Raw genomic sequence first — 17,306 nt, 5'->3', positions numbered from 1 at the left:
GCCGCTGTGCCCCATAAAAGCATTATTGCAACAGGTCCTTGGGAATGTTGCCGCCGTTTTCGGCGAGTTTTTTCAGCACCATCTTGTGCAGCCATATGTTCATTTGCGCCGAGTCGCTCATCAAGTCCGGTGGACAACCCAGTTCTGTGGCGAGGCTTTTACGTGCGTCCAAACTGCTGTCGAGATCCAGCAGCTTAAGCAGGTCGACAATCGATACTTTCCAATTGAGCTTTTGGGGATTGGCAGCAGCCCATTGATCCAGCTTGGCTACCACGTCCACTTCCGGCATGGTGGTGACAGACGGTGCAGTCGTCACCACCGTGGGAGTGTCCGCCGCTGGCACGGTTGCCGTGGGTGCTGCGGCTGCAGGTGTTTGTGCAGTGTCGTCGTGGTGACCGAAGCCGAGCTTGCTGAGAATGGCGTTGAACAGACCCATGTCTAAATCCTTCTTTGTCAGTTGAAGGGAGTGCAGGGACTAAGCAGACACCCGCCTGATGTCGTTGCATTGACAGTGAAGTGACATCAGGCCGGCTCTACAGATCAACACGTGCGGCGTAACGGCAGCGTCAAGCTTCTCGCTTCGTGGCGTATTCGTTACAACCGCGCAAGAAACCCGCCGATCGCGCGGCTGTAGTTCTCGATATCCACCAGGAAGGCGTCGTGGCCCTGCGGCGAATCCAGGGCTACGAATTCCACCTTGGCGCCGGCGGCTTCCAGGCCTTCGGCGATCTGTTCCTGCTGTTCCAGCGGAAACAGGATGTCGGTGCTGACGCCAATCACCAGTGCTTGCTCGATGCGGATGTGCTTCAAGCCTTCCAGCACGCTGCCGTTGCCGTACTCGGCAATATCGAACCAGTCGCTGGCGCGCGAGAGGTAGAGATAGCTGTTGGGGTCGAAGGTGCGCACGAAGCGTCGTGCGTGGCTTTCGAGGTAGGACTCCACCTGGAATTCGAAGCCGAAGGGTTGTTCTTCGCGCTGCTCGGGATCGAGGCGAATGCGCGCAAAGCGGCCATTCCATTCCATCGCGGAGCGATAGGTGATCACACCAAGCTTGCGCGCGATGCTCATGCCGATGTCCGGATAGCGCTCGTCGTCGTACTGGCCGCCGTTCCAATCCGCATCGAGCCGGATGGCTTCGCGTTGCAATGAGCGGATGGCAATCGCGAATGGCTGCGCTTGCGGTGCGGTATCCACGCTGATGTGCGTGCGCACGCTATTGGGATGCAGCACCATGTAGCCCAGTGCGCTCATGCCGCCCATCGAACAACCGATCAGGCAGGCGAGTTGTTCGATACCCAGGCTTTTGACCAGCCCATGTGCGGCATTGGCCACGTCTTCCAGTGAAAGATCGGGAAAGCTAAGGCGATACGGTTCACCGGTGGCTGGGTCGAGGGAGGCGGGGCAGGTGGAGCCCTTGTCGCTGCCCAGTGAATTCACGCAGATCACGAACCAGCGGTTGGTATCGATCGCCTTGCCGGGGCCGAGCATACCCTCCCACCAGCCGTGCGAGGGATCGTGTGCGTTGGACGCAGCGTGCGCGCTGGGCGAAAGGCCGGTGAGGATGAGCACGGCGTTGTCGCGTGCCGCGTTCAAGCTGCCCCAGGTTTCGTAGGCGATGCGTGCGCCGTGCAAGCTGCCGCCGCGTTTCATGGCGAATGGGGAGGGCAGGTTGAAGTATTGGCGTGCGTCGCTCATTGCGGGGCCTTGCGTAGTAGTAGGTTCCGCTCGATTGAACATAAGTGCTGGTCTCGCCCAGTTGTCATTCCGGCGAAGGCCGGAATCCAGTGTCAATCAACCGTGCGAAGCACACTAAACCTTGTTCGGTGTGCTTCGCACAACATGTTTTACTGGATTCCGGCGTGCGCCGGAATGACAGTGAGGGAGTCAGTCAGCACAAAAGTGCATAAATCCTGGCCGATGCTCAGTCGTGCACTTTGTCGATGACCACCTTCACCGGCGCCTTGCTATCCACCTCGACCGTGCCGCCATCACCTTCCAGATCCCCTGCCTGGGCCGTCGCATTGCCGCTATGGCTGATGCGTGCGCCAATCACCACACGCGGCACGGAGGACAGTTTCATTGATGGCAGCATGCTCATGGCATCGGTCAGCGTGACGGTGGCAGGCAACTGGCTGGCATCGAGCCGGGCTATGGCGAGCGGCATGGGCGGGCCATTTTCCGCGCGGGCGTAGACGAATAGCGTATCGCTAGTGGTGAGTTTGGCTTTGAGCGCCGGGGCCAGAGACACCTCCACGTGCAAGGCAGTCTCGGACGACGCCGGAGCTGCCACACTGGAGGAGGCAGCCGGTGCACCGGCACGCGCATCCGCCATGGCGATCTGCTGCGCGACCGCCTGGGCCACGTTGGAGCCCGGCTGCAGCATCGGCTGCAAGGTACGCCAGGTGGACGCTGCATCGGCGAAGCGGCCTTGCTGGAAATCGCTGATACCAAGCAGCCACAGTCCGCGCTGATTGTCCGGCTCGAGCTTTACGGCGCGTTCCAACATCGCGCGTCCACGATCGCTGATGTGGTGGTCTGGGCTTGCGGTGGATTCCGCCTGTGCCCAGCCGACCATCGCGGTGGTGTTGTCCGGCTTGAGCTTGAGTACCCGCTCGTAGGCATCGCGCGCCTGATCGGGCTGCTGCATTTCCATGTCGGCCTGCGCCAGCAGCAGCCAGCCTTGCACGTCGTTCGGCTGGGCAGCGAGGTGCGCGCGCAGTTCGTCCAGCGCCTTGTTGACGTCGGTGATGGTCTGCGCCTGACTGGGTACGCCATTCAGCGCGACAGGTGTGCCGATCTTCCAATACAGCAGCGCTGCACCAATCGGAACGGCCAGTGCCATGCACAGCATCAATACGAACAAACCGCGCGGACGACCAGCTTGCCGTCCATGTCGCAGCAACGGCAGCAACAACACGGCCAACGCCACAGCGATCATCACTGCGGCGACGATGTAGAAAAGCGGTTTCACCAATCGTCCCCGTTCTCGGTTGGTGCAGAGGCGGCGGATGCGCCGGACCGGCTGCGTTTGCGGATGGTGCTGGCAACGACCACGCCGCCGGTGATCAGAATCAGCAGCGGGCCGAACCACAACAGCCAGGTGCGGCCATTGACCGGAGGATCGTAGAGCACGAAGTCGGAATAGCGATCCACCAGGTATTGCTTGATCTGGGCATCGCTCTTGCCCTGCTGCATCAGCTCGAACACTTTGTGGCGCAGATCGCGGGCGAAGTCGGCGTTGGAGTCGGCGAGGTTTTCGTCCTGGCAGACCAGGCAGCGCAGTTCGCTGGTGAGGTGCTGGAAGCGTAGCTCTTCGGCGTGGTCGCGGAAGGGGAGCGGATCGATGGCTTGGGCTGCTGCGATCCCGGTGATGGCGATGAGCATCAGCAGAACGATAGTGCGCAGAAGCTTCGCCATTACGGCGCCTCCTTCTGCAAGGCCTCGATCGCCGGCTTCAGCTGCTGCGCAATCACGTCCGACGTCAACGGGCCGATGCGCTTGTAGCGGATCACACCCTTGGCGTCGATCAAAAACGTTTCTGGTGCGCCGTACACGCCGAAATCGATCGCTGTATGGCCACTGGTATCCGCGATCACCATGTCGTAAGGATTGCCGTGTTGCGCCAGCCATGACTTCGCATCGTTGGGATCGTCCTTGTAGTCATAACCGATTACCGGAACACCGAGGCCTTTGGATTCTTCCATCAGCACCGGATGTTCCTCACCACAGGCAAAGCACCAGCTGGCAAACACATTCACCAGGTAAGGCTTGCCCAGCAGCGATTCCTTGCTCACTGTCTTGGTGGGTTGGTCCAGCATCGGCAGTGCAAACGCCGGCGCGGGTTTGTTGATCAATGGTGAGGGCACGGCAGTGGGATCGTGCGCGCTGTTCCACCAGATGCCGAAACCTAGCAACGCCGCCAGCAGTACGAAGGCGAAGAAAGGCAGCAATCGGCTCATGCCTGCGATTCCTGCAGCACAGCGGTGACAGTCTGCGCGGCTTCCGCTTCGCGCTTAACGTGGAAACGGCGATCGGCTGCGCTGACGAAACCGCCCAGCATCATGAACAGGCCACCGCCCCAGATCCAGCGCACGAACGGCTTGGTGTACAAGCGCAGAGCCCACGCGCCTTCCACGTGATTCGGGTCCATCGGCTCGCCCAATGCGACGTAGATGTCGCGGGTGACGCCCGGATCGATCGCAGACGTGGTCTGCACCTGCTCATGTGCGTAGGTGCGTTTCTGCGGATGCATTACGGCCACCGGTGCGCCGTTGCGCGTCACGGTCACCACGCCTTGCTGTGCGGTCCAGTTCGGGCCTGTGGCTTGTGTCACGCCGTCAAAGCGAAATTCATAACCGCCGACCGTGGCGACTTGTCCGGGCGACAGGCGTACGTCGCGCGTCACGCTCAACGATTCGGATAGCAGCACGCCGATCAGGAAAATCGCTACACCGAAGTGTGCCAGCAGCATGCCGGCCATCTCGGCAGGATAACGGCGCCCGCGTGGCATGTCGCGCCAGCGCTTGAGTACGTACAACACCACGCCCATGCCCACCCATACCGCGCTGGCCACGCCGGCGATCGCCTTCAATTGGCCCTGCACCAGGAACGCAGCGATCACTGCACAGGCCGCCGCGGCGATGCCCGCGCGCACCAGTACTTGCTTGAGCATCGGCGCTTCGCTGTTACCCCAACGCAGATAGGGACCAAACGGAAGCAGCAGCACCACCGGCAGCATCAGCAAGGGAAACAGCAAACCGAAATAGGGTGGGCCAACGGAGATCTTGCCCAGGTTCAGCGCATCGCCCAGCAGCGGGAACAGCGTGCCGAGCATCACCATGGCCGCGGCCACGGTGAACATGAGGTTGCCGACCAGGATCGCGCTTTCGCGCGAGACCAGTGCAAACGCTTTGCCGCCGGCCACCTTTGGTGCGCGCAGTGCATACAGCAGCAAAGAACCGCCGACCACGACGGCGAGGAAACAAAGAATGAAAGTGCCACGGCGCGGATCGGATGCAAACGCATGCACCGAAGTAAGAATGCCCGAGCGCACCAGGAACGTGCCCAGCAGCGACAGCGAGAATGCGAACAGCGATAGCAAAATCGTCCACGCGCGCAGCGAGCCGCGCTTCTCCGTGACGGCCTGCGCATGGATCAGCGCTACGCCCACCAGCCACGGCATGAAACTGGCGTTTTCTACCGGATCCCAGAACCACCAACCGCCCCAGCCCAGTTCCGCATACGCCCACCAACTGCCGGCGACGATGCCGCAGGAAAGAAATCCCCATGCTGCATTCGTCCACGGCCGCGCCCAGCGTACCCAGCTCTGTTGCATGGAGCCGCCGAGCAAGGCAGCAATGGAAAACGCAAACGCTACCGAGAAACCGACATAACCCATGTACAGCACGGGTGGGTGGAAGGTCATGCCCGGGTCTTGCAGGACCGGATTGAGGTCCGCGCCATCCGGTGGCATCGGCAGCAAACGTGCGAACGGATTCGATGTGAACAGGATGAAGCACAGAAACCCGGTCGAGATGATGCCAAGCACACTGAGCACACGTGCCAGAAACGCATCCGGCAGACGACGACTGAATAGCGTAAGCGCCACGGTCCACACGTTGAGAATCAGCACCCACAGCAGCATCGAACCTTCGTGCGCGCCCCACACCGCTGCGATGCGGTAATACCAGGGCAGTTGCAGGTTCGAATTGTCAGCCACGTACTGCACCGAAAAATCGAAGCGCAGGAACGCCGATACAAGAATCGCGAACGCCAGCGCTACAAATACGGCCTGCCCGGTGGCGGCCGGACGCGCCACTGCCATCAATGCTCGATTGCCGCGCCATGCGCCGATCAATGGCAGCACGCTTTGCGCCAGCGCGAGAAACAACGCAAGAATGAGTGCAAGCTGGCCGAGTTCGGGCGTCATAGCTGTTGCTTGTCCTGATTGGCGGCTTCGTCGATGTGCTTGCCGGCATGGGCCTTGGCCATCGCATCCTTCAGCTCTTTCGGCATGTAGGTTTCGTCATGTTTGGCCAGTACTTCGGTAGCGATGAAGCGGGCGCCATCCATATGGCCGGTCGCGATCACCGATTGGTTCTCGCGGAACAGGTCGGGCAGGATGCCGGTGTATTCCACAGGCATCGCACCACCTGCATCGACGACGGTGAAGGTGACCTTCAGCGAATCGTTGCTGCGCTGAATCGAATCGGCCTTGACCATGCCGCCGAGGCGGAAGGTTTTGTAGGACGTCGCTTCACCCGCCTGCACCTGGCTCGGCGTAAACAGGTAATTCATGTTCTGCTGCAGCGCGTACACCACCAGCGCCGCCGCCACGATCACGGCAGCGAGGATGGCGAGGACGATGGTCAGGCGGCGTTGACGCGTGGGGTTCATGGATACGCTTAAGTTGAAGCTGCAGAAGGTCGACTCGCGCGCTCTTTACGCGCATCTTGCCGCGCCATGCGCGCACGCAATTCGCGCAACAGCCGGCGACGGCGCAACTGCGGCGCGAGCCAATCGATCAGCAGCACGATGAAAAACACACCATAGGCAGGCCATACATAGATCGCATAGCCGCCCATGGCCAGAAACGATGGCAATGATGCAGCGTTCATCCGCGCACCTCGTTCTCGGCAATCTGCCGCACCCAATCCTTGCCGGCTTCCAGCGACAGCAGATCTGCACGCACCCGGCTGCACAGGCTGGCGACGTAATACAACTTGGTGGCAACCACCATCGTCAGCAGCGGCCACACCATGGATGGTGCAATGGTGGATGGGCCAAGCAACTTGATGGTGGAGCCCTGGTGCAAGGTGTTCCACCAGACCACCGAGAAATGCACGATGGGCAGATTGACAACACCGATCAGCGCCAGGAATGCCGCGGTGCGAGCACCCTGGCGGCGATCCTCGAACGAGTGGTACAGCGCGATCACACCTAGGTACAGAAACAGCAGCACCAGTTCGGACGTGAGCCGTGCATCCCAGGTCCACCACGTGCCCCACATGCGGATGCCCCACAAGGAACCGGTAACCAGGGTGATGAAGGTGAACGCAGCGCCGATCGGTGCGGAAGCCATCGCCACCACTTCGGCCAGCTTGATGCGCCAAACCAGCGCAATGAATGCGGCAACTCCCATCACGCCATAGATGAACAGGCCCATCCAGGCGCAGGGCACGTGGATGAAGATGATGCGGTAGTCATCGCCCTGTTGATAATCCGGCGGCGCCAGCACCAGGCCGCCGTACAGCGCGACGAGGCCGAGCACCAGTGCAAGTGCGATAGCCCATGGCCGCAGCGTGCCGGCGAAGCGGTAGAACACCGGTGGCGAGCTGAGCTTGTGCAACCACAGAGGGATCCAGTTGGCCATTGCTACGAATCCAGCGCTATGCGGAGAGCGGCCGCGCAAGCCAGAGGGGCGAGCACCACGGCCAGGACGAGCGCTGCGCCCAGCCATGCAACGGGGGCGATCCACGGCAGCCCTTCCTGGGCGGCTGCCAGTGCCCCGGCGGCGAAGATCACCACCGGCACGCAGAGCGGCAGCAGCATCAAGGCCAGCAGCATACCAGAGCGTCGCGTGCCGGCCGTCAGCGCCACCAGGATGCCACCCAGCAGGCTCAGCAGTGGCGTGGCGAGCAGCAGTGCTGCCATCAGCACGGGCATCACCGCGGCGGGCAGATGCAGCATGCCGGCAAGCATCGGCGCTACCACGATCAGCGGGAGGGCCGTGGCCAGCCAGTGTGCGAGGATTTTCATGCCCAGCATGAGCGCCAGCGGTTGCGGCGCCAGCATTAGCTGTTCCAGTGAACCATCTTCGATGTCGCTGCGGAACATCGCATCCAGCGCCAGCAGCATGGCCAGCAATACCGTCACCAGCACCACGCCACCGGCGATGCGTTTCAGCAATGCGCTTTCCGGGCCGAGCGCAAACGGAAACAGCGATGTGACGATCAGCGCATACAGCACGGGCAGCACCATATCGCCGCGCTGGCGCCAAGCCAGCGTGAGGTCACGGCGCAACACCGCCACACAGGCGTGAGTGAGACCGGGACGTTGCGTATCAAGCATGCAGCCGAATCCGCTGCGGCTCGCCGCCATGAAACTGCACGGCGCCATGGCTGGTGACCAGCGCCGCACCACCGTGCGCGATATGCGCCTCCAGCAGTGCGTCCACCAGCTCGATGCCGGCGCGGTCCAGGTTGGCGTAGGGTTCGTCCAGCAGCCATAGCGCGGCGGGAATCAGCAGCAAACGCGCCAGCGCCACGCGCTTTTTCTGGCCGGCGGAAAGTTTGCGTACGGGTTCATCCTCGTATCCGGTCAATCCAACCTGTGTGAGTGCGCCATCGATGCCACTCTGGTTGCGATGGCCGTGCAGACCGATGGTGAATGCCAGGTTCTCGCGTGCGCTCAGTTCCGCTTTCAGGCCGAGCTGATGGCCGAGAAACACAACCTCGCCACTGCAGCGATCCCAGGTGAGCGGCTCACCGCGCCATAGCAGCTCGCCTTCCTCCGCGCGCAGCAAACCGGTGAGGACGCGCATCAAGGTGGTCTTGCCGCTGCCGTTGTCGCCTTCGATCAGCATCAGCTCGCCGGCGTCCAGGTGGAAATCCAGCGGGCCGAACACGGGTTCTTCCTGGCGGTGGAAGGCGAGGGCGCGGGCTTCGAGTAAAGGGGCATGGGAAGTCATCGCCGGCATTGTGGGGATGACTTATCCGGCTTGTCCACGCGGCGGCTCGCCGCTGGTCAGGCGCAGGCGTGCGTGGCCTTCGGCCAGACCATGGACGTAGGCGTTCTGATGGAATTGCTGCGCCAGTGCATCGGTCTGTGCCAGCGCTGGACCCACGACGAAAAAGCTGGGTTCGCGCCAGTCCTGGCCCACGCCGATAGCGGGGTAAATGGCTGCCGTAGACGGTAATTTTCGCAAGGCTGCGAGCAGGGCTTGTTGCGCAACATGGTTTTGATCGCGTGGCTGCGTCTGCGAAAAAGGGTGCCATGCCGTGATGAAGGCCCAGCTGTGCGATCCGATTAACGCGCGCAAGGCATCGGGTACCGGCGCATCCACGCGGATGGACGTAAAACCACCCTTCGCCAGGCGCACGCGATAGTCTGTGCTGCGATAGGCGGCGATCAACCCGCTATCCAGACGCAACGGTGGCAGCGGGGGCAGGGTGGCGCGCAGCGCGCTCACGGCGGCGTCCAACGGCACGTTTTCCACATCTGAAGAATCACGCAGCAGTTGATCGAGCAGTACGTCCTGTGCGCGCCCGCGGTCGTAAGCGTAGGCATACGGCAGGTGGGTGAAGGTGACCATGCGGTAGCGCGCCATAAAGTAGTGCGGTGCGCGTTCGGCTAGCCGCGCGCCGAGTTCCCGCTTGGCTAGGTAGCGTGGATCGGCGACCGAGTCGCGCATCTCGATGTAGTTCTCCAGCGCCATCGCGGCGATGGCATCGGCATTCGGCTTGCGGATACGCTGGAATTCGCTGAAGGCGTTGGCCGTATCGCGGCCGGCTTCGGCCAGCAGATTGGCGAGCACAACCGTATCCTCGAAACCGCAATTCATGCCTTGACCGTGGAACGGCACGATGGCGTGCGCCGCATCGCCGATCAGCAAGGCGCGGCCGTCGATATGCCAGCGATCCAGATAAAGCGTGGACAGGCTGCCGACCGGATGCTGGTCGTAATCCTCGGCAAAGTTCGGGATCAGCGGCAACAGGTCGGAGAAATCCTGACGGAAGAATTCACTGGCTGCGGCGGCATCGGGCAAAGTATCGAAACTGGGATGCGGGCCATGCGCAGGCAGGAACAGCGTGACGGTGAAGCTGCCTTCGGTGTTCGGCAGCGCGATGCACATGTAGCCGCCGCGCGGCCAGATATGCAGGGCGTGTGGTTCGACTGCAAAGTGGCTTGCACCGGTGGCGGGCGGAATTTCCAGTTCCTTGTAGCCGTGGCCCAAGGGCTCGACGCGCTGGCCGAGCGGCATGTAGTCATTCATGGCGGCGCGCAGTGCGGAGCCGGCGCCGTCGGCTCCGACCAATACGGCTGCTTCATGCTGGCGCTGCGTGCCGGTTTCGTCGACCAGGGTGATGCGTTGCGTGTCGAGATCGGCAGCAGCCAGACCTTGACCAAAATGGAACGTGACGCCCGCTGCTTCCGCGGCATCAAGCAGCAGCATGTTGAGCCCGCCGCGCGAGACCGACCAGATCACTTCGCTGTCGTCCACGCCATAACGTTGCAGACCTGACACACCTTGGAGGGGATGCACCATGCGGCCGCGCATCATCACCGCGCGTTGCAATACGTCATCGGCAAGACCGGCGGTACGTAACGCCTGCAAGCCGCGCTCGGCCAGCGCGAGGTTGATCGAGCGTCCGCCGACGAAACCCTCGCGGCGAGGATCTGGGCGTTTTTCGAAGACTTTGACGGCGAACCCGCGCTTGGCCAGCAACTGCGCGAGCAGGGCGCCTACCAAGCCGCCGCCGATCAGGGTGATGGTTTGTTGCGTCATGCTGCGTGCCATTAGTGGGAACGCAACAATGTTCCGCAACTGGGCGTTTACTGCAAGGGTGGGGCTCGCAGTTCGTAGGTTGGGGTGCAAACCAAACCCCAACATCGCCATGTTGATCAGGAGAGCAACGTTGGGGTTTGCACCCTGATATATCCCCACGTTTTTCGAGCTGTTCAAGAATGGACTTTTTCGCTGCCAATACTTAGCATTTTTACCTCGGCGTCATTCCGGCGAAGGCCGGAATCCATGGTGAATGCGAAGCATGGATTCCGGCCTTCGCCGGAATGACGGCTCGGTCATTTAATAGATATTGGCTAGCTTGCTGATTTTGTTCAGATCATCAAGCAGAATAACGTGGGGATAGCTCAGGGTTTGCACCCCAACCTACGACGCTAGAAACTCATGAAATAGCCGCCATTCACGGGCAAATTTGCACCAGTGATATAGCCGGCATCATCCGCCGTAAGAAACACCACGGCGCGCGCAATATCGGCAGGCGTACCAAGCCGCCCCACCGGAATATCGGACACGATCTGTTCGCGAATCTCCTGCGGTACCGTGGCCACCATGGGCGTATCGCAATAGCCGGGCGAAACGGTGTTTACCGTGACACCCTTGCGCGCTGTTTCGCGGGCCAGTGCCATGCTGAAGCCATGCACGCCGGCCTTGGCGGCGGAGTAATTGGTTTGCCCGAATTGGCCGGTCTGGCCATTCACCGAACTCAGATTGACGATGCGGCCGAAACCGCGCGAGGTCATGCCTTCGACCACGTGCCGACAGGTATTGAATACGCCGTCGAGGTTCACGCGCATCAGTTCATGCCAATGCTGCGGGTCCATCTTGCGCAAGCTGGTATCGCGCGTAATGCCGGCAGCGTTCACCAGGATGTCGACGTGACCGATGTTGCGCTCGACGTGTTCGACCAGTGAGCCACAGGCTTTGAAATCGCTGACGTCGCAGGGTTCGAAGCGGATGGCGCCATTCAAGGCCGAGGTGTGTTCACGAAAGGCCTCGATGCGATCGCTGCGGGTGGCCAGATCTACGGCGATCACGGCGCGCCCAGCTTGCGCCAGCTGCAGGCAGATTTCAGTGCCGATGCCGCCGATGCCGCCGGTCACCAAAGCGGTGCGCGGGGCAGAGTGTGACGAGCTCATGACAGATTCCTTAAGCACATGCCGCGCGGCAGCACGTGTTGTGCTGCAGCGGTTTGGCGTGCCCGAGCAGCGCGATCAGGGTTTCTTGGTGGTGGTGCCGCGGCCGGCCGGACCCGGAGGGGTCGTGGCCTGTGAAGCAGCATCCAGGAAACCGCGCTGCATGTTCTTCCACGCATCCATGTTGCGTTCCGTCAGCTCGTTGAGCAGCGACCAGGGGGTTTGCCCCATCAGGCTGTTGAGCTGGTTGCGGAACTGCTGCTGCTGGTCGAGGAACACTTGCAGACTGCGTTCCAGGTACGGCCCCATGAATCCCTGCAGGGAATCGCCGTAGAAGCGGATGATCTGACTCAAGAGCTGGGGCGACAGCATCGGCTGACCCTTCTCTTCGTGCTCGGAAATAATTTGCAGCAGCACGGAGCGGGTCAGGTCCTCGCCGCTTTTAGCGTCGCGGACCTCGAAGGTTTCGCCATCCAGAACCAGCTGACGGACTTCTTCCAGCGTGATGTAGCTGGAGATTTCCGTGTCGTAGAGCCGACGGTTCGGGTACTTCTTGATAATGCGGATAGTTTGTGCCATGCACACAAACTAGCAGAAGGTATTGCGTCGCACCAGTCGGTGTTCACTTTTTATGCTGCACGACCGGGTGCAGCAATCAGTGCCCCGCAGCGCCACCCGCGCTACCGAACGGCGGGCGGGCGAACCAGAGGACGGGCAGCAATACGATGAACAGAATGGCGCAACCGTAGAAAATGTCGTTAACCGCCAGGGTATAGCCCTCCCGGTTGATAATTTGATCGATATAAGCGGTGCGTTGTGTCGCACCGAAGCCCAAGTGCGAAAGCTGCTGGAGATATTGCGCAGCACCCGGCTGAGCCGAATTAACGTACTCAGTAAGGTTGGCGTGATGGGAAATGGCCCGGTGCTGCCACAGCGTCACCATCACTGCAGTGGACACGCTGGAGCCCAGCGTACGGAAGAAATTGGATAGCCCCGACGCACTGGCGATCTCCGAAGCGGGCAGACCGGAGAGGTAGATCTGGTTGAGCGGGATAAAGAAGCAGGGAATGGCCACCCCCATCACGAAGCGTGGCACCACCAGCGTGCCGAAAGACGCAGCGCTATCGAAAGTGGAAAACCAGTACGAAGTCGCCGCGAACACGATGAACGCCACGCTCACCAGTAAACGCAGGTCGATCTTGTGCATGTTGCGCCCAACGATTGGCGAGAGCAGGAATGCCAGCACACCCACCGGTGCTGCCGCGAGGCCCGCCCAGGTAGCGGTGTAGTTCAACGTGGTTTGCAGCCATAGCGGAAACACCACGTTGATGCCGAAGAAGGCAAACATGCCGAGCGACAGGCTGATCACACCCACGGTGAAGTTGCGTTCCTTGAACAGCGACAGGTCGATCACCGGATGCTTGGCATGGATTTCCCACACCACCAGAAAGGTAAGGCAAACCACTGCGATCAGACCTAGCGCGAGGATCAGCGGCGAGGCGAACCAGTCATGGTCGTTGCCGTTGTCCAGCATGAACTGCAAGCAGCCTACGCCCGCTACCAGCAGTATCAGGCCCACGATGTCGATCGGTGCTTTTACCGTTTTGGTCTCGCGCTTGTGCAGCAACGTCCAGGTGATGATGGCGGCCAGAATGCCTACCGGCAGGTTGATGTAGAAAATCCACGGCCAGGAGAAGTTGTCGGTAATCCAGCCGCCGAGGATTGGACCGAAGATCGGCGCGATCACCACCGTCATCGCCCACATCGCCAACGCGATGCCCTGTTTTTCCTTCGGATAGCTGGACAGCAGCAAGGTGAGCGAGAGCGCCACCATCGGGCCTGAGCCGGCGCCTTGCATCAGGCGGCCGAACACCAGCATCGGCATGGTGGTGGACAGGCCGCAGAACATCGAAAAAAGCACGAACAGCATCACTGACATGACGAAGGTACGCACCTCACCGAAACGTCGCGCGACCCAGCCGGTAAGCGGCTGCATGATGGCGCTGGCCAGCGAGTACGAGCTGATCGCCCAGGTGCCTTCATTCGGACTCACCGCGAGGCTGCCGGCAATGTGCGGCACCGAGACGTTCACGATGGTCATGTCCAGCACCTCCATGAAGGTGCTGAACGCAACGGCGATGGTCAGCAGAACCAGCGGCGTGCCATGCAGCGGTTTCAGCGGCGTGGCGTTTTCGGGTGTGGCAGCCATGGTGGGCTCGCTAGACAGGCGTCAGTTCGACGTATCGGCGGAGACGCCGAGATTGGCGCGGATAATCTTCTCCGCTTCCGTATCGGCTTGCGCAGCTACCTGGTCATACACCGAGGTCTGCGCAGGCGGCTGTGTTGACGCAGAAGCCAGCACCGGACCTTGATCGTTGCTGATGTCGACGGTCACATCGGTGGAAAGGCCGACGCGAAGTGGATGCTTGTCCAGTTCATCGTTGTTGAGCGCGATGCGTACCGGCACACGCTGTACGACCTTGATCCAGTTGCCGGTGGCGTTTTGTGCCGGCAGCAGCGAGAACACGCTGCCGGTGCCTGCCCCCAACCCGATCACCTTGCCATGGAACTCCACGCCGCTGCCGTAGGTATCCGTCGTGATCTTCACCGGCTGACCGATGCGGATATGGCGCAATTGGTTTTCCTTGAAGTTCGCATCGATCCACAGATCATGCAGCGGCACGATAGTCATCAACTGTTGGCCGGGCGAGATGCTTGCGCCAAGTTGCACGCTGCGTTGTGCGACGTAACCGCTGACCGGCGCAACGATGATGTTGCGCTGCGCGGCGATCCAGGCGGCACGGAAGTTCGCGCGTGCCTGCATCACTGCCGGATTGTTGGCGATATCGGTGCCTTCCACAGCCGCGCGTGCGGATTGTGCCTGCGCCTTTGCAGCATTCAGTGCGGCTTGCGCTTGCGCCACGCTGTCGCGCATGTGCTGCACAATTTCCGGCGATTCGGCTTGGGCGGCAACCAAGGGTAGATGACGTTTCAAATCAGCTTCGGCCTTGCGCAGATCGACTTCGCGCGCAGCCACCGTGGCATCGGCTTCGTTGACGGAGTCGTTCTGCTGGCGAACCTGCCGCACTGCTTGCGCCAGGGCACTGCTGGTCTGGCGCAGGCGCACGTCCGCGTCGGTGGGGTCCAGCTTCACCAGCACCTGTCCGGCGGTGACGTGCTGTGTGTCATCGGTGAGGATGGCAATAACGGTGCCGGGCACCTGCGAGGAAAGTGCAACCTGATTGCCGCCGACATAAGCATTGTCCGTGCTCTCGCGTGTGGAAAACACGAAGAACCACAGCAGGAGCCAGGTGAGCGCTGCGAGCACGAAAATCGCACCGACAATCAGCAGTGCGCGGCTACGCTTTGCAGGATTTTTCGCGGCCAGGCCGCTGTCATTGGCGTCGTTGGAGAGGGCGGACTCGGAGGCGCTCATGGTCAGGGGGCTCCTGCGGGATTCGAAGTGGGGGAGGGAGCAGCGGGGGATTGCGCTGTCTTGTTATCCATGTCGGAGCGATAGCCGCCGCCTAGCGCCTTGATCAGCGATAGATCGGTACTGATCGCCTGGGCTTGCAGGCTGATGGCCTGATCGCGCTGTTGCAGCAGCTGTGCTTCGGCGTTGAGGCTTTGGCGTGCATCCTGGGTGCCGCGCGCGGTACGTGCCTGTGCGTTGGCGAGCAACGCCTCATTGGCCTTGATTTGCGCGTCCTGCTTTTCGCGGCGCGCAGCAATCTGCTGTGCGGTAACGGCTTGGGTGGCGACGTCGCGCGCGGCGTCTGTCACGGTCACGTTGTAATCCGCGATGGCGGCATCGAGTTGTGCGCGGCTGGAGCCGTAGTTGGCTTTCAGGCGACCGCCTTCGAAGATGGGTAGATGCACAGCTGGCGTGATGCCGAACACGCGGCTGCCGGCCATGAACAGGTTGCCCAGGTCACCCTTGCTGCCGGTTGAAAGGCCGCCAAAGCTCGGGGCACCCTGATCCGTGCTGGAAAGACCCGCCATCGCTTTGATGCTGAAGTCGGGGAAATATTCGGCGCGTGCTACATCGATCTGCTTGAGGGCGGCTTCCACACGCCAGCGGCTGGCGGCAATGTCGGGGCGGCGGGCGATCAAGTCCAGGTGCGCATCATCGGGAATCGCGCCTTCGAGCTCGGGCAATGCACGGGGTTCCAGCGGCGGCAATTGGGCTGGCGACACGTTCACCAATGCGGCGAGCACCACTTTGCGCAGTTGGATCGAGCCTTCCAGCGTGGCCTGCATCTGCTCCGTACTGGCGAGCTGCGAGCGCACTTGTTGCGCGGTATCGGGCAGATCCACGCCTTGTCGTACGCGCAGTTCGGCGATGTGCAGCAGGTGCTGTTGCACACCGACGGCCTGCTGGGTAAGTGCAAGGCGGTTTTCATCGGCCAGCAAGCCAAAATACGCATCCGCCACCGCGTTCTGAATGGTGAGCATCGCAGCGCTGCGTTCCGCTTCGGCAGCGTGTGCCTGATCGAGCGCCGATTCGATCGCCGAGCGCTTCTTGCCCCACCAATCGAAATCGTATTCGAGCTGCACGCTCAGGTCCGCCTGGTTGTACCAGTTGAAGCCGAGCAGGGAAGGAGGAATCAACCCATGGTCACTCATGCGCTGGCGCGTGAGCTGGCCGTTGGCATCGATGCTTAGGCCGGCCTGTGCTGCGGCCACGCGTACCGATTGCTCGGCGGTTTTCACACGCGTGCGCGCCTGCTCCAGATCAGGCGACTGCTTCATGACCAGCGCCATCACCTGGTCCAGTTGCGGATCGTTGTATACGTGCCACCATTCGGCGGCGGGCCAGTCCGCGTTTGCTTTCGTAGGCAAGCCGGCTAACGGCACATCATCGCGCAGCGCAGGATGTTGCACTTTGGCCGGAATGTAACAACCGGCAAGACTCAGCACGGCAATCAGCGCAAGTGGACGAAGCCGCGCGTACGGAAAGGATGCAGCGTTCATGGCGAATCACCCGCTGTGTGTTCAAGTTTGCTGAGGTTGTGCGCCAGCTTGCGCAGCAGGCGGTTCAAGGTGCTGCGCTCGTTGTGGGTGAAGCCGTCGAAGAGCAGCTTCAGGCGCGGCAGCATGCTCGGCAGCATCTTTTGCACGAAGCGCTTGCCGGCTGGCGTGATCTGCATGACCACGCGACGGCGATCCTCTGCGCTGGGGCCGCGCGTGATAAGTCCGCGTTTCACCAGCGCATTCGCAATGCGTGTCATGTTGGTGACCCCCAACGAGGTGAATAGGCACACCTCGCCCGGCGTGGACGTGCCATTTGGGTGTGCAAATAGCGCAATCAGCGTGCGGAATTCGCTGTCATTGAGCTTGTGTGGCCGCAGCTTGTGTTCGAGTTCCGCCTGCAGGCGCTCGGCGATAAGCAGCATGATCCGGCATAGCCCGACGTCCGCCGGCACTTCGGGAATGGCCTTGCGTACCCCTGCGATCCCCTCGTCCATGCACTTGATTTTGTCGCTCAGAAACATTTCATCGGTGCATATTTCACTGGTGAAATAAAATGATGGAGCGTAAGGCGGCCGCTTGGCAAGTGCTGGCGGCCAATCTCCTGCCAACTATTGGAGGAGGTGGGAGTGCCGGGGCTCAGTGACTTTGTTTGCGAAGCAGGGCGCTCGGCTCCA

18 protein-coding genes and 1 pseudogene are annotated in these 17,306 nt (G+C 61.4%); all 19 read right to left on the bottom strand.

The genetic code is table 11. The features are described 5' to 3' along the window. Window positions 1-22: 22 nt before the first annotated feature. The 19 genes and pseudogenes from IEX75_RS01580 to IEX75_RS01495 all read right to left on the bottom strand — a co-directional run bounded on the left by IEX75_RS01580 (window position 23) and on the right by IEX75_RS01495 (window position 17,126). Window positions 23-436, bottom strand: a complete 414-nt coding sequence (locus IEX75_RS01580) for a DUF3597 domain-containing protein (protein ID WP_188792508.1) — start codon at window positions 434-436, stop codon at window positions 23-25. 158 nt (window positions 437-594) lie between these two features. Next, window positions 595-1,695, bottom strand: coding sequence for a homoserine O-acetyltransferase MetX (metX, locus tag IEX75_RS01575; RefSeq protein ID WP_188792507.1), 1,101 nt, complete (start codon window positions 1,693-1,695; stop codon window positions 595-597). Window positions 1,696-1,921: 226 nt separating this feature from the next. Then, window positions 1,922-2,971 carry a tetratricopeptide repeat protein gene (locus IEX75_RS01570; protein WP_188792506.1) on the bottom strand — a complete coding sequence of 350 codons (1,050 nt, stop codon included), beginning with the start codon at window positions 2,969-2,971 and terminating at the stop codon, window positions 1,922-1,924. Beyond that, window positions 2,968-3,417 carry a cytochrome c-type biogenesis protein gene (locus tag IEX75_RS01565; protein ID WP_188792505.1) on the bottom strand — a complete coding sequence of 150 codons (450 nt, stop codon included), beginning with the start codon at window positions 3,415-3,417 and terminating at the stop codon, window positions 2,968-2,970. The genes IEX75_RS01570 and IEX75_RS01565 overlap by 4 nt, the downstream gene beginning before the upstream one ends. Next, window positions 3,417-3,959, bottom strand: a complete 543-nt coding sequence (locus tag IEX75_RS01560) for a DsbE family thiol:disulfide interchange protein (RefSeq protein WP_188792504.1) — start codon at window positions 3,957-3,959, stop codon at window positions 3,417-3,419. The genes IEX75_RS01565 and IEX75_RS01560 overlap by 1 nt, the downstream gene beginning before the upstream one ends. Continuing rightward, on the bottom strand, window positions 3,956-5,929 hold the full coding sequence (locus IEX75_RS01555) for a heme lyase CcmF/NrfE family subunit (RefSeq protein WP_188792503.1): 1,974 nt from the start codon (window positions 5,927-5,929) through the stop codon (window positions 3,956-3,958). The genes IEX75_RS01560 and IEX75_RS01555 overlap by 4 nt, the downstream gene beginning before the upstream one ends. Continuing rightward, window positions 5,926-6,396: a cytochrome c maturation protein CcmE gene (gene ccmE / locus IEX75_RS01550; RefSeq protein ID WP_188792502.1), complete on the bottom strand. Its 471-nt coding sequence runs from the start codon at window positions 6,394-6,396 to the stop codon at window positions 5,926-5,928. Before ccmE ends, IEX75_RS01555 begins: the two co-directional genes overlap by 4 nt. 8 nt (window positions 6,397-6,404) lie before the next feature. Further along, complete coding sequence (gene ccmD, locus IEX75_RS01545; protein ID WP_188794280.1) at window positions 6,405-6,602, bottom strand: heme exporter protein CcmD; 198 nt, start codon at window positions 6,600-6,602, stop codon at window positions 6,405-6,407. 11 nt (window positions 6,603-6,613) lie between these two features. Then, window positions 6,614-7,372 (bottom strand): heme ABC transporter permease, encoded by a 759-nt coding sequence (locus IEX75_RS01540; protein WP_188792501.1) that lies wholly within the window; start codon window positions 7,370-7,372, stop codon window positions 6,614-6,616. Between the two features lie 2 nt (window positions 7,373-7,374). Next, complete coding sequence (gene ccmB, locus IEX75_RS01535) at window positions 7,375-8,070, bottom strand: heme exporter protein CcmB (protein ID WP_188792500.1); 696 nt, start codon at window positions 8,068-8,070, stop codon at window positions 7,375-7,377. Next, complete coding sequence (ccmA, locus tag IEX75_RS01530; protein ID WP_423373156.1) at window positions 8,063-8,689, bottom strand: cytochrome c biogenesis heme-transporting ATPase CcmA; 627 nt, start codon at window positions 8,687-8,689, stop codon at window positions 8,063-8,065. Before ccmA ends, ccmB begins: the two co-directional genes overlap by 8 nt. A gap of 21 nt (window positions 8,690-8,710) precedes the next feature. Continuing rightward, complete coding sequence (locus IEX75_RS24395; RefSeq protein ID WP_425490524.1) at window positions 8,711-9,064, bottom strand: DUF3293 domain-containing protein; 354 nt, start codon at window positions 9,062-9,064, stop codon at window positions 8,711-8,713. An 84-nt stretch (window positions 9,065-9,148) separates the two neighbouring features. Then, a pseudogene (locus IEX75_RS01525) lies at window positions 9,149-10,507 on the bottom strand (FAD-dependent oxidoreductase); the annotation flags it as partial. A gap of 392 nt (window positions 10,508-10,899) precedes the next feature. Further along, window positions 10,900-11,661: an acetoacetyl-CoA reductase gene (gene phbB, locus IEX75_RS01520; protein ID WP_188792497.1), complete on the bottom strand. Its 762-nt coding sequence runs from the start codon at window positions 11,659-11,661 to the stop codon at window positions 10,900-10,902. 75 nt (window positions 11,662-11,736) lie between these two features. Beyond that, window positions 11,737-12,237: a polyhydroxyalkanoate synthesis repressor PhaR gene (gene phaR / locus IEX75_RS01515; protein ID WP_188792496.1), complete on the bottom strand. Its 501-nt coding sequence runs from the start codon at window positions 12,235-12,237 to the stop codon at window positions 11,737-11,739. Between the two features lie 76 nt (window positions 12,238-12,313). Continuing rightward, window positions 12,314-13,867, bottom strand: coding sequence for a DHA2 family efflux MFS transporter permease subunit (locus IEX75_RS01510; RefSeq protein WP_188792495.1), 1,554 nt, complete (start codon window positions 13,865-13,867; stop codon window positions 12,314-12,316). 21 nt (window positions 13,868-13,888) lie between these two features. Beyond that, window positions 13,889-15,094, bottom strand: coding sequence for an HlyD/EmrA/EmrK family protein (locus IEX75_RS01505; protein ID WP_188792494.1), 1,206 nt, complete (start codon window positions 15,092-15,094; stop codon window positions 13,889-13,891). A 2-nt stretch (window positions 15,095-15,096) separates the two neighbouring features. Beyond that, window positions 15,097-16,632 (bottom strand): efflux transporter outer membrane subunit, encoded by a 1,536-nt coding sequence (locus IEX75_RS01500; RefSeq protein ID WP_188792493.1) that lies wholly within the window; start codon window positions 16,630-16,632, stop codon window positions 15,097-15,099. Further along, on the bottom strand, window positions 16,629-17,126 hold the full coding sequence (locus tag IEX75_RS01495) for a MarR family winged helix-turn-helix transcriptional regulator (protein ID WP_188792492.1): 498 nt from the start codon (window positions 17,124-17,126) through the stop codon (window positions 16,629-16,631). The genes IEX75_RS01500 and IEX75_RS01495 overlap by 4 nt, the downstream gene beginning before the upstream one ends. Window positions 17,127-17,306: the final 180 nt, after the last annotated feature.

The organism is Dyella nitratireducens (assembly GCF_014642835.1).
Taxonomy (GTDB): domain Bacteria; phylum Pseudomonadota; class Gammaproteobacteria; order Xanthomonadales; family Rhodanobacteraceae; genus Dyella_B; species Dyella_B nitratireducens.
The sequence above is the reverse complement of the archived record's forward strand: the minus strand, read 5'-3'. Positions and strand labels throughout refer to the sequence as shown.

Coding starts and splice junctions, on each gene's coding strand:
- IEX75_RS01580 (WP_188792508.1), bottom strand. CDS start 436: ATGGGTCTGTTCAACGCCATTCTCAGCAAGCTCGGCTTCGGTCACCAC.
- metX (WP_188792507.1), bottom strand. CDS start 1,695: ATGAGCGACGCACGCCAATACTTCAACCTGCCCTCCCCATTCGCCATG.
- IEX75_RS01565 (WP_188792505.1), bottom strand. CDS start 3,417: ATGGCGAAGCTTCTGCGCACTATCGTTCTGCTGATGCTCATCGCCATC.
- IEX75_RS01560 (WP_188792504.1), bottom strand. CDS start 3,959: ATGAGCCGATTGCTGCCTTTCTTCGCCTTCGTACTGCTGGCGGCGTTG.
- IEX75_RS01555 (WP_188792503.1), bottom strand. CDS start 5,929: ATGACGCCCGAACTCGGCCAGCTTGCACTCATTCTTGCGTTGTTTCTC.
- ccmE (WP_188792502.1), bottom strand. CDS start 6,396: ATGAACCCCACGCGTCAACGCCGCCTGACCATCGTCCTCGCCATCCTC.
- IEX75_RS01540 (WP_188792501.1), bottom strand. CDS start 7,372: ATGGCCAACTGGATCCCTCTGTGGTTGCACAAGCTCAGCTCGCCACCG.
- ccmB (WP_188792500.1), bottom strand. CDS start 8,070: ATGCTTGATACGCAACGTCCCGGTCTCACTCACGCCTGTGTGGCGGTG.
- ccmA (WP_423373156.1), bottom strand. CDS start 8,689: ATGACTTCCCATGCCCCTTTACTCGAAGCCCGCGCCCTCGCCTTCCAC.
- phbB (WP_188792497.1), bottom strand. CDS start 11,661: ATGAGCTCGTCACACTCTGCCCCGCGCACCGCTTTGGTGACCGGCGGC.
- phaR (WP_188792496.1), bottom strand. CDS start 12,237: ATGGCACAAACTATCCGCATTATCAAGAAGTACCCGAACCGTCGGCTC.
- IEX75_RS01510 (WP_188792495.1), bottom strand. CDS start 13,867: ATGGCTGCCACACCCGAAAACGCCACGCCGCTGAAACCGCTGCATGGC.
- IEX75_RS01505 (WP_188792494.1), bottom strand. CDS start 15,094: ATGAGCGCCTCCGAGTCCGCCCTCTCCAACGACGCCAATGACAGCGGC.
- IEX75_RS01500 (WP_188792493.1), bottom strand. CDS start 16,632: ATGAACGCTGCATCCTTTCCGTACGCGCGGCTTCGTCCACTTGCGCTG.
- IEX75_RS01495 (WP_188792492.1), bottom strand. CDS start 17,126: ATGGACGAGGGGATCGCAGGGGTACGCAAGGCCATTCCCGAAGTGCCG.